General features: G+C 45.3%; 12 protein-coding genes. 3 read left to right on the forward strand and 9 right to left on the reverse strand.

What is annotated here, in order from left to right:
• Positions 1–11 precede the first annotated feature (11 nt).
• Together MKY52_RS06595 and MKY52_RS06600 are read right to left on the reverse strand one after the other, a co-directional pair.
• Positions 12–830: a TrmB family transcriptional regulator gene (locus MKY52_RS06595; RefSeq protein ID WP_341050511.1), complete on the reverse strand. Its 819-nt coding sequence runs from the start codon at positions 828–830 to the stop codon at positions 12–14.
• A 33-nt stretch (positions 831–863) separates the two neighbouring features.
• Positions 864–1,646, reverse strand: a complete 783-nt coding sequence (locus tag MKY52_RS06600; protein WP_339244542.1) for a zinc ribbon domain-containing protein — start codon at positions 1,644–1,646, stop codon at positions 864–866.
• 305 nt (positions 1,647–1,951) lie between these two features.
• Between MKY52_RS06600 and MKY52_RS06605 the strand changes: the two genes are divergently transcribed.
• Entirely contained in the window at positions 1,952–2,626 is a 675-nt protein-coding gene (locus MKY52_RS06605) for a GTP pyrophosphokinase (protein ID WP_042193221.1), read from the forward strand.
• A 100-nt stretch (positions 2,627–2,726) separates the two neighbouring features.
• On the opposite strand, the gene MKY52_RS06610 is transcribed toward MKY52_RS06605, so the two are convergent.
• A complete protein-coding gene (locus MKY52_RS06610) occupies positions 2,727–3,530 on the reverse strand; it encodes a hypothetical protein (RefSeq protein ID WP_341050513.1) in 804 nt (267 codons plus the stop codon).
• Positions 3,531–3,562: 32 nt separating this feature from the next.
• Positions 3,563–6,649, reverse strand: a complete 3,087-nt coding sequence (locus MKY52_RS06615) for a DEAD/DEAH box helicase (protein WP_341050514.1) — start codon at positions 6,647–6,649, stop codon at positions 3,563–3,565.
• A gap of 499 nt (positions 6,650–7,148) precedes the next feature.
• On the opposite strand from MKY52_RS06615, the gene MKY52_RS06620 reads away from it, so the two are divergent.
• Entirely contained in the window at positions 7,149–7,925 is a 777-nt protein-coding gene (locus tag MKY52_RS06620) for a tryptophan-rich sensory protein (protein ID WP_341050515.1), read from the forward strand.
• Positions 7,926–8,010: 85 nt separating this feature from the next.
• Here MKY52_RS06620 and MKY52_RS06625 read toward each other — a convergent pair whose 3' ends face one another.
• The 5 genes from MKY52_RS06625 to MKY52_RS06645 all read right to left on the reverse strand — a co-directional run bounded on the left by MKY52_RS06625 (position 8,011) and on the right by MKY52_RS06645 (position 12,325).
• Positions 8,011–8,391 carry a RidA family protein gene (locus MKY52_RS06625; RefSeq protein ID WP_042184517.1) on the reverse strand — a complete coding sequence of 127 codons (381 nt, stop codon included), beginning with the start codon at positions 8,389–8,391 and terminating at the stop codon, positions 8,011–8,013.
• A gap of 93 nt (positions 8,392–8,484) precedes the next feature.
• Positions 8,485–9,150, reverse strand: coding sequence for an oxidoreductase (locus MKY52_RS06630; RefSeq protein ID WP_341050516.1), 666 nt, complete (start codon positions 9,148–9,150; stop codon positions 8,485–8,487).
• A gap of 20 nt (positions 9,151–9,170) precedes the next feature.
• A complete protein-coding gene (locus tag MKY52_RS06635; protein ID WP_081382976.1) occupies positions 9,171–10,445 on the reverse strand; it encodes an MFS transporter in 1,275 nt (424 codons plus the stop codon).
• A gap of 95 nt (positions 10,446–10,540) precedes the next feature.
• Positions 10,541–11,953 carry an ATP-binding protein gene (locus MKY52_RS06640; protein WP_341050518.1) on the reverse strand — a complete coding sequence of 471 codons (1,413 nt, stop codon included), beginning with the start codon at positions 11,951–11,953 and terminating at the stop codon, positions 10,541–10,543.
• Positions 11,954–12,121: 168 nt separating this feature from the next.
• Entirely contained in the window at positions 12,122–12,325 is a 204-nt protein-coding gene (locus MKY52_RS06645; protein WP_042184513.1) for a CsbD family protein, read from the reverse strand.
• 447 nt (positions 12,326–12,772) lie between these two features.
• Here MKY52_RS06645 and MKY52_RS06650 point away from each other — a divergent pair, with 447 nt between their 5' ends.
• Positions 12,773–13,663: an FMN-binding protein gene (locus tag MKY52_RS06650; RefSeq protein WP_076285940.1), complete on the forward strand. Its 891-nt coding sequence runs from the start codon at positions 12,773–12,775 to the stop codon at positions 13,661–13,663.
• The last annotated feature ends 47 nt before the right edge of the window (positions 13,664–13,710 follow it).

The following is a 13,710-nucleotide window of genomic DNA, read 5'->3' on the forward strand; positions in this document are numbered from 1 at the left end:
CCCTGTAATAGCTACTGCGCCTGTTCTTCCCCATCATCGCCTGGATCATGCATCACATATTTGCTGTGAATTTTGCTGTAACGCTCACCATAACGTTCATCTAATTCTGCGCCCATATCCTGCTCCAGCTCGAACAGCACCATTTCCTGTGCAAAATGATTCAATAGCAGATCTACTAAGACCGGGTGCTCGGTTACAACCGCTTGCGCCGATCCATCTTCATAGCGCATCCCGAGCATGCACCAGCTCCGATCGATCACGAATGAGAACTTCCGTCCATCTGTTCGCTGAGAATCTCTTCCGAGAGGCGGCCATACCGGATAGGCGGCAGGAGCAGCATTGCCACCGTCAAACGCCCACAAGAGTCTAACACCACGCAGCTCCGCCTGTTCAAGTTCACTCCGCAGAAGTGACGCTTCCTCACGCCACATATCCACTACGATCTCTTGCTCAGCCATATTAAGTTGGCGAATAAGAGCGCCCAATACATTGCGGTCCCCTTCCACATTATAAAACGAAGGGCTAACAGGTCCACCGCGAGGCATCTCACTTTCCATATAAGCCAGTGAAGCTTGAACCCGTCCCGAGATCATGGTCGCAAGCTCCTCTGGATTGAGAACACTGTACCGCGCAGGTTCTCCTTCGCCACATCGTACATATCCCTGCTGCGTAAGGCGTTGTAACGCCGCATACACATTCGATCTTGAAACTCCGAGCTGTTTGGCAACCTCATAGCCAGAAGCCTGACCTTTTGTCGCAAGCTCTACCATAATTTTGGACTCCATCTCTGTGAAGCCCAGATTGCGCAGATGCAGCAGCAGCTGTTCCATCTTGTTGTCCCCCTAAGCTGACTGAAATCCGTTCTATATTTGCTCTGACCCACATCGCGGGCACCATAAGGAGCCCTTAGGTAATTCGTTCCGACAGATTTGGCACTGGATCATATCTCGTACACCATGGTCCTCAGTGACCGCAGATTCCTCCTGGTGCTCATTCTTGTGCCATTCGCCAAAGCGACGGTCTAATTCAAGTTGTCTTTTTCTTTCCCGTTCCAGCTGCTCGGCTTGTTTACGTTCCCGCTCAATATCTTGCTCGCTCGCCTTATATTCTTCAAGTGGCAGCTCATCATCCGGATGCTGAACTTCAGCATATACGACACTCTGCGGGTGCAGCTTCATTGCAATTTCCTTCTCTTCATCCGTAAGCTCATCTGCACCATAATATTGATCTTCGTCATCTTCATTCACAGATTGAACAAATACCGGTGTAGAAGGCACCCTTCTCGAAGCGGACAATGGCTCCAGCTTACTTCCGCATTTCGGACAAAAGTTTGCATCAAGCGCCACAATATGACCACATGAACATAACCGCTCATTTTTCAGCTCAGCAATTCGTGTCCGCAGGACTTCGATTTTTTCCTGAAGTTTGGAACAGTTACGGGACAGCTCCACCATTTTACCTTCAGCTACCGACATATCCTTTGAACGATATCCTTCATAAAAAAGTCTGCCCATTTTCGTAAATTCAACTTCCATCTCTTGTTCAACATCGGAAATAAGTCCGTTCAGCTTGCCGATCTCTACTGAGTTTTGGGCTTTTTCGGTAACCCGGCTCGCGCTATCTTTAATTTTTTTGATAAAACTCATTACAGTTCCTCCCTCTCCAGCGATACGTGTTTCTATCATACCAAATGTATCGAGTAGATTCATTAATGTGCTTTAATACGCGATTTAGAGGAGAATGTTCCTATAAAATCCATACTAATTGATTTAAGCCACTTCCCCCTTACACTTATGGGTTATATTTCCTAATTTCGAATGTAATTTTGCGTCAGGGGATCTACTTCGGTTAAAATAGAATTATCACAAATAACGAAATCGGGAGAGTTTCAGTGGAAGAACATGAGAGCACACAGCTTACGCTTAGTCAGCTACAGGTACACGTAAAGGATCTGCAACAGTGGCAAGGTAACAGCAACGAGGATTTCGCCAAACTGGTTAACGAGTTCGAAGCCTTACCGGCACTCTATCGCCACGCGTTAAATGATCTTCAGAATAAAATTGATGTAATCAAGACGGAATGGCAATCCCGCGACGGCTTCAGTCCCATCGAACATGTCAAATGCCGGATCAAAGAACCAAAGAGCATTCTTCAAAAGATGGAGCGCAAAGGCTACGGTTTCAGCTTGGAAAATATGGAGCAATACATTCACGATATTGCCGGAATGCGGATTGTATGTGCCTTCGTTAAAGATATATACCGTTTAGTAGATCATCTTAGTACACGCGAAGACATCCGCGTGCTTGAGATTAAAGATTATATAGCTCATCCTAAACCAAACGGATATCAAAGCCTTCATCTTATAGTCGGTATCCCACTCGTCCTGCTGGAAGGAACACGCTGGGTCAAGGCTGAGATCCAGCTGCGCACCCTAGCTATGGACTTTTGGGCAAGCATGGAACATATTCTGTATTATAAATTCGATAAGCAGTTGCCTTCGCATGTCGCTGAGGAACTGAAAGAAGCCGCGCGCGCCGCTGATGAACTAGATCAAAAAATGCTGCGTCTTCGCCGCGAAATTCTAGAGCTTTCAGAAGGAGAATTGCCTCCTGCTGGTCAGCATTAGAATAACTAACCAGATACTCTGTTAGATAATTAGGCAAAACAAGAGGCTGTTTCAAGAGTAGCATTCACTACTTTTGAGACAGCCTCTTTCGTATTTTCACTTACCGCTTAATCAGACCCTTATTCGCTCGACGTGCAGACGCTTCTGCAACCCGCTGCATAATCAAAGTTAATCCCTCAATGGCTTTCGGTGTCTGCGGTAGCAACGTTCCCCAGTCTTCTGTAACTTCAGCTACTACTACCGGCGAAGGAAACGGTCTAGCTGCAATCTCATGGAACTGTGGCCCAGGCTGATGTAGCGAACCTTCAGCAGCCGCTTCTGCCAGCCATTCGCCAGAGGAAATGGCCGGCCCCTTGCGTTCAAGCCGAGCCAATTCTGTAGAAAGTTCACTAACCGAGGCCTCTTCTTCCTCTGTTTCAGCTTCTTCGCTAGAAATATCCCCTTCAGCCCAAAGGGCAAAAATTCCGTCCAAGAGCTCTCCTTTAGTAAATCCTCTCAGCGAAAGTGCCAGCAGTGGCTCTTCAGCAAGACGTTCTTTAATAAGCTTCAAAGTCTCCGCCTTATACTCCACACCTTCACCCTCAAAAAGGGCTTGCTCCAGCTCACTATCCGTAGGTAGAAGCTCAAGCTCTGCCAGCTCACCCGTCAAACGCCCTTGCAGCAGGGCAAATACTTCCCCGGGACTTAGTGCCAGACTTCGTAATATTTCTTTTCTTCGGGAAGCATGCCATACCGGAACCTTCAGAGAGAGAGGTCGATCCGCTTGTTGTTCCTGAGCAGGCGCGCTGGCGTTCAATTCACCCTTCGACCGAGACCCTCCCGTCACTTTCCCAGGTAGCACCGTCCATGCTGCTTTTACTAATCCAGGCACAACTTCCAGCCGCATCTCTAACCGTTCACTCATTGTTCGATCCCTCCGTAACACTCATATCTGTCTTACATCCAGTCCTGATCCTGCAGTTCAATAAGTTCCTTCAGCTCATGATTGGACATCTCAGTCAACCATGTTTCGCCAGAGCCAACAACCTGCTCGGAAAGATTTTTCTTACGCTCAATCAATTCATCAATACGTTCTTCCAACGTTCCTTGGCAAATCAACTTATGCACTTGAACATTTTTATCCTGACCAATTCGGAATGCCCGGTCTGTCGCCTGATTCTCAACTGCCGGATTCCACCAACGGTCGTAATGGATGACATGATTAGCTCTTGTAAGGTTCAACCCTACGCCACCCGCTTTTAAAGAAAGTACGAAGAAGGATGGGCCTTTTCCCTCTTGAAAATCATGAACCATCTCGTCGCGCTCTCGTTTTGGAATTCCGCCGTGCAAGAACAGCGGCGCTGTTCCATAACGCTTAGTCAGCTTGCTAACCAAGAGCTCACCCATCGCTACATATTGAGTAAAGATCAACACAGATTCTCCGACCTCCGCAATGCTATCCAGAATCTCGAACATGACTTCCATTTTACCGGAATGCTCACTTCGTGGACCCCTGCCTTCTTCTTTGCGGAATAGCTGAGGATGATTACAAATCTGCTTCAATTTCGTTAGAGAAGACAGCACGAGTCCTCTGCGAGCCATCCCGCTACTCTCTCCAATCACGCCAAGCATTTCATCCACGACACCCTGATATAGGACTGCCTGTGTTTCCGTCAGCGGACAATAAGACTTCAGCTCCAGCTTCTCCGGTAAATCTTTAGAGATATCCGGATCGCTTTTCAAGCGGCGCAACAAGAATGGAGATACCAAGCGATGCAATTCCCTTAGTCGCTCTCCACCCTCTCCAGATACATAACGCTGCCGGAAGGAATGGTAGGTCCCTAAATACCCCGGGTTTAAAAAGTGAAAAATAGACCATAACTCACCTAGTCTGTTCTCTACTGGCGTCCCCGTCATAGCTATGCGATGCGGCGCTGAAAGCTTCATCACACTTTGCGCCTGTTTCGTCCGATGATTCTTAATATACTGAGCTTCATCCAGCACCACAGTGGACCACTGAACATTCGCTAAATCCTCGCTGTCACGACCTGCTAAATGATAGGTCGTCAATACAATATCATGACTGGCAGCCAGTTCTAAAAAGCTATCCCCCCGCACTCGGCGTCCACCATGATGAATGTGAACTTTAAGCGAAGGCGCAAAGCGCTGCAATTCCCGCTGCCAGTTCCCCAAAAGTGAGGTTGGGCATAGAATCAGCACAGGCTCCTGCTTCTCTTCAGGTGGAGCACTTAAAGCTCGGTCCAGCAGGCAGGTAATGACCTGCACCGTCTTACCGAGACCCATGTCATCGGCCAGACACACCCCAAATCCCAGACCACTGAGAACGGAGAGCCATTGATAGCCGCGCTCCTGATAAGGTCTCAGGGTGCCGTGCAGACCTTCAGGTACGGGACGCACTGGAAGATTACGCAATATGTCGCCCCGCATCAGCGATGACAATAGTCCGGATGTTTCCATCCCCGTGACCGACATCCCTTTCCAGAGCCGCTCTTCACCATCCTCAGCCTCTAGACGCATCCAATCGGCCGCGGTCATTTCCCCATTTTCATGGCGTTTCATATATCTAAGAACCTGGCGAATTTCTTTAGGATCTACCTCAATCCATTCTCCGCGGAAACGTACAAAGGGTACGCCTGCCTCCACTAGCGCGTTTAGTTCTTCTTCACTGATTGTACTCTCCCCAAGTGAGGCTTCAATGCGAAATGAAATCAGCTCTTCCATCCCAAGAGCCACTGGAGCAGGACTATCAATCCCACTCACTACCGGCTGCATTTTCATTTTCATGCCAATCCGGCGGCGTCCCTCACGGCTCCAACGCGATGGCATCTGCACGGTTATTCCACGCTCACGCAGCTGCTGCACCGTCTCCTTCAAAAAGAAATAAAGACGCTCTGGTTCCAAATCTGCTCCCGTAGGTGCAGGCATAGAAAGAGCGCGCTCTATGTCTGGAGAGATTCTTGCCGCTCGGCCCAGCGCTATAAGAAGCTGCTGCTGTATATTGCGATAGCGTTTCCCCCATAACGTAAACTCTCGTTCCTTACTGCTCCAAATCGATTTTGCCGGAATCCAGAATTCCCCTTCTTCCTTGTTCTCCGCCCAGAAGGTTAAGCGCCAGATTTCGTCATTATCTCCAGGGGGCTCAAGACGTAGCCCAAGACCCAGCTGTCCACTCCGCGCTTCTTCAGGTTCCGATTGCGGCACATCGCTACCAGCTGTCTCATTCACAGTAGCCAGAAGATCTGTCACCTCTGCTTGAGTTCCCTGCACGGGTATATCCCGGCTGCCTGTAAGAAGACTATTCCACCACAGCTCAGTTAAAGGGGAGTAACCCCGGCGATAATTGGCTTTGTAAGGGGTAAGTTCACTTTCAATACCCGCAATCACTTTCTTGATCTCTGCAGTCATTACCGCCTGCATAAAGGAGTAAAGCACATAGGCGCCAGCCTCTTCCCTCGAAGATAAATCCCCCGCTTCAGCAATATGCGTCCCTAAGGCCAATACCGGCATGGACGACGCCAGCTGCAGAAAGATCTCCTTATCCTCCTGCTTTCGAAAAGCTGGAGACCAGCAGACCGTTGCTGCCTGTTCGCCACCACGACGGCGTGAACCTACCGGACGTGGGGGCAAGGCTCCTGGCGTAACGCCGCCTGTACCCATCAATTCCAGCGCAAAGCGAGCTGCTGCCGCCCAATAGCGCAATTCGCCCCCAGGCTCTACTCCCTGATCTCGGCATAACGTCTCATCCCATGCCAGAAGCAGTTCAAATGCATCGCTAGGGACTAAGGCGAGCCCTTCGAATGTTCTTCCGGGCAATCCACGGCGTGCTGGCTTCCCCTCTACAGGAGGAGCCGGATATTTCACTTCTGCGAGCCGCAGAGCAGCACTCGCAAAAGGGCGAACTCCTCCCTGCAGCTCCAGCCGCTTCACCACTCGGGTCCAAGCGTCAACCTTCGGCTCCGAAGTTTCGCCAGAGAAGCAAAATAACACATCCCCCAACCATATTGCATAAAGATGCTTAGTCATCGGTGATCTCCTGTCTTTTAAGCAAGCAAAAAAAGAACCAGTCCGCCACCATCAGGTGGTAACTGCAACCTTTTTCGCGAGAAATAAATTTTGAAGCTATACAAGTAGAAGTAGTTTCTCCATCCTTTTAGAGATGAGATACACTCCTGTAAGAAATATAAGGATAAAGAACTAGGATAAAACTTATCTGCTCTTGAATCTTCATCTCTTCATCTTATACGAAAAAGCGCTGATTTAAAAACGTTTCTGCATATTTTCTGTAGATTTTTATACAAATAAAGTTGAAGTACGTAGAAACACCCATGAATTTGATTCATTTCAGCATATTTTTAATAAATGTTCTAGCCACTATCGTAAAATACCCTTCACCACTACCATACTATCCATGAACATTATGACTCACTAGTCACTTCTTTTCTTGTTTATAGTCTTAATTGTGCCGAAAGCGGGTATATTCTAAGTAAGCATCACCCTATTAAAAAGCTAGGGAGTGAATTCTTTGAGACGTTATAATCCTTATAAATGGTGGAATCTTCTGTTCTTTTTAGGTGTGATTATCGTGAATGTGCTCTCGGTCACCTTACCATTAGGCGGGCACAGCACTGGAGAAATCTCTGATAAATATCAGACCTACATCACACCTGCCGGTTACGCGTTTTCCATCTGGTCATTGATTTATCTACTGTTAGCCGGCTTCGTTATTTATCAATTCCGCTCCTATACAGCCTCTAGAGATTCTGTGCGGGCGATTCAGTTCTGGTTTGTTCTGAGCTGTATTTTTAATATGAGTTGGCTCTTCCTTTGGCAATACTTATACATTGAGCTCTCTCTGGTTGCTATGGTGCTGATGTTAATCACACTGATTGTCATTTACCGAAAAACACGTTTGATCGCTAATCCTACCTCAGGCGAGAAATGGCTGATGAAGCTACCCTTTAGTATATACCTTGGCTGGATCTCTGTAGCTACTATCGTGAACATCAGCGTTGTTCTAGAAAAGAATCATTGGGGAGGTTGGGGTCTTAGCGGTAGCACCTGGGGCGTTATTATGCTCTGCGTGGGAACTCTACTTGCAATTGTGGTCAGCTATCCTTACCGAGATAGCATTTATCCACTCGTATTCGTGTGGGCCTTCATTGCGATTGCCTTGGAACACAAAGAGACCAGCGATGTTTATTTAACCGGACTGATTACAGCAGGCCTCCTGCTTCTTTACAGCATCTGGTTATTGTTCAAACCCCGCCGTAGCAGGTATCGGAGATACAGAAGTTACTAATTCTAATATAAAAAATGGCAGGCTAGGGTTATCCACCTTAGCCTGCCATTTTGGTAAAATAATAAAAGTGCAAAAGGATAACTCCTTATTTCTTACGAGCTACCGCTTCAATCTCAACAAGTCCGTCTTTAGGCAGACGCGCAACCTCAATAGCACTGCGGGCAGGATAAGGTTCTTTAAAGAAGGTGCTATAAACCTCATTAACGGCCGCGAAATCATTCATATCCTTTAAGAATACAGTCGTCTTTACTACATGGTCTAGTGTTGCACCAGCTTCCTCAAGAATGGCTTGTACATTGTTAAGCGCTTGACGCGCTTGTTCTTGTACGCCCTCAACCAAATTACCCGTTTCCGGATTCAGACCAAGTTGACCTGAAGTGTATACCCAGCTACCCGTGGTTATAGCTTGACTATAAGGACCGATTGCTCCGGGTGCTTTTGTTGTAGCTACTTGTTTTTTGCTCATCTTACTACCCCTCTCCATTATGCGCTGATCATTTATTGTCCATTGTAAGTCCTGTTCTCATCTTAATGCAAATTTATTAGAGACCCAAAAAGCTTAGCGTTTCCCAATCACATGTATCACTTCATTCGTATAAATATGTAATCCATGGGTATCCGCAGACGCAATGTTAACCATAGCTCTTGCGACTGTCGTACCAGGTATCGCACGATATTTAGCCGCCTTACCCACCATTACAAAATCCAGCGCTTTCATCAAACTGGCTCCGACTCTCTCCCCTAATCTGAATTCTTCACGTTGGCCTAGCAGCAAGGAGGGGCGAAATATATGCATACCTTGAAATCCAATAGCGGTTAAACCTTCTTCCACTCTTCCCTTAGTCCGACTGTAGAAATTACGCGACTTCGCCTTTGCCCCTATTGAAGAGACGACCAAAAACTGTTTAACCCCCTGTTCTTTCGCTATGGCTGCAGCATCAAGCGGATAGTGTAGATCGACTCGTTCAAACTTTTCTTGTGAACCCGCCTTTTTTATCGTAGTCCCTAAACAACAGAAGATGGAATGTACCCCTTCGAACGACTCCGTATAGTTTCTTAGGTTCTCCCAATCTACAACGATTTGTTTAAGCTTAGGATGCTCTATGGCTAACGGTGTCCGTACAAGCACCCTTACTTCTTCCCAGCTATCACGATTTAACAATTCCTCCGTAACCGCTTTGCCTACCAATCCGGTGGCCCCTAATACCATCGCTATTCTTAACAAGGAATAACCCCCTTTTACTTCTATTCGTCCTTTAGAATACGACGACCTAGCAGAAACGCAAGTGCAATCATCAGCGTGCCTACTACTAGCTGCATACCGTATACCTGAGTCCATTGCGGCCAGTGCGCAATTTTTTCATAGAGCTGACCGCCAATAAGCGGACCAAAAAAGGATGATAACCCGGTAAGCGCCGCATATGTGGCCATATACATCGGCCGTTCTTTTTTCGGCGTGTCTCCAATAATAAAGTTAAAGGCCAGCTGGTTGAAACCGCCTACACCAACACCAAAAACGATATGGGCCGCAAATAAGACCACCAGCATCGGCATCACAGACAAGAGTCCCCACATCAATGAGGACAGTGCAATAATCGGCAAAGTAAAGAATAACAGTCGCTTATTGCTGTATTTCGCATTTAGATTGCCCCAAACGTAGAAGCTAGCCATCATAAACACGGTCTGGGACACATTAAGCAATGACAACGTTTCATAATTAATATGAAGTAACTGCAACATGACATAAGAGTATAGCGGAACCGTTAGGTTCTGCAACAACAGCCAAGCAGCCAGAAACAAGGTTGACTTCATAAATAATGTATCTTTAAGCGGTTTCTTAAACATGGGCAAAAATTTATGTTCTTCTGATTTCTCGAACGGTACATCCGGATAAAAAAAGAATACTACGACATTCGATATCGAGAAGATCCACACAACAATATATAGAATCAGAAAACCATGACCCCCGGGATAACGGTCCAGAATAATACCTCCGCCATACATAACCAAACTTCCAAGTGCATTCAGGACCGTGTTACGAATCCCAAAATAACGTCCACGTACCCGTGCGGGAACTAGATCACTAATCACAGAGCTCCACAACACACCACCAGCAGTATTGGCAATAAAAGCAGTAGTATATAAAGCAATAAATGCGATGACCCAATATTCTTTAGGAAAAATAAAAGGGATTAGTCCCGTAGAACCCCAAAGTATCCTATGCAGACCGATAAAAGTAACCATGGCCCATTTGCGACTTGGCAGCTTCTGAATCAGAAAAGCTACACCAATCTGTGCCACATTAACTAATGTAGTAAGCGCTAGCACAAATCCAATTTGACTAGAGGAAGCTCCTAAATATAGTAGGAACCCTGTTAGGAACTGCCCTTGCAGCAGTACCTGAAAAATAGTTGACGGCACACCTTCCAGCGTAGCTATACGCAAATTTCTGCGATGCACTGAAGGTTTACGAACACGTTTTGAAACCGTAACCTTATGCTTATTTTCCATGTTGTCCATAGAGGCGGTAACACTCCTTTGATGCGGCATTGGCTTCATTCTACTCCGCATCAATCTACTGTCAATACGCCAAATCACCAAATAATATTGGAGCTTTACTCACTATCCACTTCAAGGGGCAAATAAAGCGAAAATCGACTCCCCTTCTCTTCCTTACTCTCCATAGAAATGAACCCGCCGAGCAATCTGGCCAAGTCATTACTAATAGAAAGTCCTAGTCCTGTTCCACCATATTTCCGGCTAGTCGTTCTGTCTGCCTGTTGAAAGGCTTCAAAGATCATGGCATGCTTCTCCGGTGCGATTCCTATGCCACTATCCTCCACATCAAATACAAGCCAATGTTTCACGGCATCCCCTTCCCCGCCTTCCTGCTCGTGGATATGCAGCGATACGTAACCTGTCTTTGTAAATTTAAAAGCATTTGAGAGCAAATTACGCAAAATTTGCTGTACGCGATGTGGATCGGAATGAATCATTGGAGGGACATTCTCATCCATGGAGATATTAAAATCCAGTCCTTTTTGTTTGGCCGTCACAGCGAACTGCATTGCCAGCAAATCTGGGATCTCGCTAACATTTAATTCTTCATTTATAATATCTAATCGACCTGCCTCCACCTTGGATAAATCCAGAATGTCGCTGATGATCATCAATAATTCATCACCCGAACGATGGATAATGGCTGCATACTCTCTTATTTCTGCTTCCGTAAGCAAATCATCATTTTCTTCAATTAATTGCGATAAATTAATAATGCTATTCAGTGGAGTTCTAAGCTCATGTGACATATTTGCGAGAAATTCCGATTTGAATTGAGATGCCATCATTAACTGATTAGCACGCTCTTCAAGATCAAGCTTGTTCTTATGTAATTCTTCAGTCTGAGCAGACAACTGTTCGTTAGCATGCTGGATTTGCTCATTCCTTAGAAGACCGAGTTGAAAATCACGGATAATTAATGAGAACAAAATACTTAAAAATAGCCCCGCAGGGAACGTAATTGGCATGATCTCTCTTATGTACTCTTCCACAGGGATAACGCCTAAAGCCATAATGTTTATGGCATTCATAAGATTAACGATTAGAATAACGATCAGACCTTGATTCACAATATTGAGGGTTGAGCGTCTGACCCAGTAGCTAAGCGCCGCGCAAATAACTCCCAAAATAAAAAGATTTAGCATTCCTGCAACCGCTGCCTCTGTCACTCCAAAAGTTAACCTTGTAAGCCCCGTCCCTATACCGATCAATATAAGAGTGATGGGTCTAGGATACGCCAGCGTCGAGATGATTAGGGGTACAAACCGCAAATCAAAGATCACATGGTCGTCCAGATTATAACCAAAAAGAGTACTGATCCAACCAGCAAAGATCGCCAGGATCACCCAGCTCGCCTTCTTTATTCCTACACTTGCATTTGATATGGTATGTTTATAGATCAGATTAGCCAAATAGGCCACGGCAATAAGAATTGCGGTATTCCCGAAAAATATTTTAAGATACCCCATAGTTTTGCTCCTACCTGCACAAGATAAATTACAGATTTCATCTCACAATAATACCATAGCTTACCCTTCGCACACCTAATTGTTGCATAGGAAGAGCGCAAATCGTATACGATTTGCGCTCTTCCTATGCATTTATATTTGGGTACTTAGCGTATAAGCTAATTTGAATTAATCACGGTAGGAACGTCCCCAGCTTTGATACTCTTTTTCCGCGTCTTCTTTCGAATGGCCATAGCGCTCTTGTAGTTTACCTACCAACTTATCCTTTTCACCATCAATCACATCAAGATCGTCATCTGTAAGCTTGCCCCATTGCTTTTTGGCCTCGCCTTTGAGCTGTTTCCATTTTCCTTTAAACACATTGTTGTCCATTATATGCTCATCTCCTTAGCTGAATTAAGTAGGGTAGAATACTATCCTGTGTTATCGTTATATTACCCTGTCCTATTCGCCATGAATCTTACCTAGTCTGTAGAAAGTCACAATTTGTCAAATAATAGTTTAAAAAAAGGTATTCAAATCCTTTAAAATTTGATACAATCAATGTATAAATTAAACATTTAATTTTTTAAGTGATTTTTTTCACATGAGTTATTTGCTCTATGTGCTAGAATGCCCTCGGAGATGAAACAACATCATTAAATTTTTTTCTATTGTATGCCGATATATGTCATGATACTGTTAGAGTTTGGCACTTCACCCCAAGATTAAAGTGACAAATATCATTTATAAAGTGATTTTTATCACTTCGCATTACTATTAAAATGTTTTACATTTTAATATATATATTTTAAACTATATTTTTGGAGGTCATAACAAATGAAAAAAACAACAGTAATCTTGTCGACTGCCCTTATCCTAGGTAGTTTGCTTGCAGGTTGTGGTAACAACACAGACAACACACCGGCGGCTACTAATGCTCCAACAGAAAACAGTACAGCAACTAATTCCACTAACACTGGAACTGAAGCGGCTAAGTACAAAGACGGAAATTACTACTCTGCTGCTGAAGTCGACGCTAAAACTGGATGGCAGTATTATGCGCTTCTGACTGTAGAAGGCGGTAAGATTACTAAGGCTGACTGGGACGCTTTTAACGTAAATACTGCTGGTGACTCTAAGAAAAAACTTTCTGAAGATGGTAAATATGGCATGAAAGCTGGTGGTGCTTCTTCTGAATGGCACGAGCAAGCAGCAAAAGCTGAAGCTTTCCTGATTGAAAAACAAGATCCAGCAGCTATAACTTTAGACGCTGAGGGGAAAACTGATGCTATCTCCGGTGTATCTGTACACGTATCTGACTTTGTAAAAGCTGCTCAAGCTGCTCTGGCTGCTGGACCTGTTGAAGCTGGTCAATACAAAGACGGAGGTTACCATGCTGAAGGCGAAATGGATAAAGACTCCGGTTGGAAATCCACTGTTGACTTGACTGTTGCTAACGGTAATGTTGTTGCTGTTAAATTCAGTGGCGTAAATGCTGCTGGCGACGACAAGAAACAATTCTCCGTCGATGGTAAATACGGTATGAAAGCTGGCGGCGCTTCTGCTGAATGGCATGAAGAGATCGCAAAAGTTGAGCAATACTATCTTGAAAAAGGTACTGCTCCAGAACTTACAGCTGAAGGTAAAACTGATGCAATTTCCGGCGTGAGTATTCATGTTGGTGAATATTTTACACTTGCTGAAAAAGCACTCGAAGGCGCGAAATAATTTCGCATAACCTTCTGCAGTTAATCAGACGAATGAGGTGAATTTCT

The organism is Paenibacillus sp. FSL P4-0184 (genome assembly GCF_038004625.1).
In the GTDB taxonomy this organism is placed as follows: Bacteria; Bacillota; Bacilli; order Paenibacillales; family Paenibacillaceae; genus Paenibacillus_AQ.

Bases quoted from the DNA above. Each gene is read 5' to 3' on its own strand.
- MKY52_RS06595 (WP_341050511.1), bottom strand. From the start codon at position 830: ATGGAACAGCTGCTGCTGCATCTGCGCAATCTGGGCTTCACAGAGATG.
- MKY52_RS06600 (WP_339244542.1), bottom strand. From the start codon at position 1,646: ATGAGTTTTATCAAAAAAATTAAAGATAGCGCGAGCCGGGTTACCGAA.
- MKY52_RS06610 (WP_341050513.1), bottom strand. From the start codon at position 3,530: ATGAGTGAACGGTTAGAGATGCGGCTGGAAGTTGTGCCTGGATTAGTA.
- MKY52_RS06615 (WP_341050514.1), bottom strand. From the start codon at position 6,649: ATGACTAAGCATCTTTATGCAATATGGTTGGGGGATGTGTTATTTTGC.
- MKY52_RS06625 (WP_042184517.1), bottom strand. From the start codon at position 8,391: ATGAGCAAAAAACAAGTAGCTACAACAAAAGCACCCGGAGCAATCGGT.
- MKY52_RS06635 (WP_081382976.1), bottom strand. From the start codon at position 10,445: ATGGACAACATGGAAAATAAGCATAAGGTTACGGTTTCAAAACGTGTT.
- MKY52_RS06640 (WP_341050518.1), bottom strand. From the start codon at position 11,953: ATGGGGTATCTTAAAATATTTTTCGGGAATACCGCAATTCTTATTGCC.
- MKY52_RS06645 (WP_042184513.1), bottom strand. From the start codon at position 12,325: ATGGACAACAATGTGTTTAAAGGAAAATGGAAACAGCTCAAAGGCGAG.
- MKY52_RS06650 (WP_076285940.1), top strand. From the start codon at position 12,773: ATGAAAAAAACAACAGTAATCTTGTCGACTGCCCTTATCCTAGGTAGT.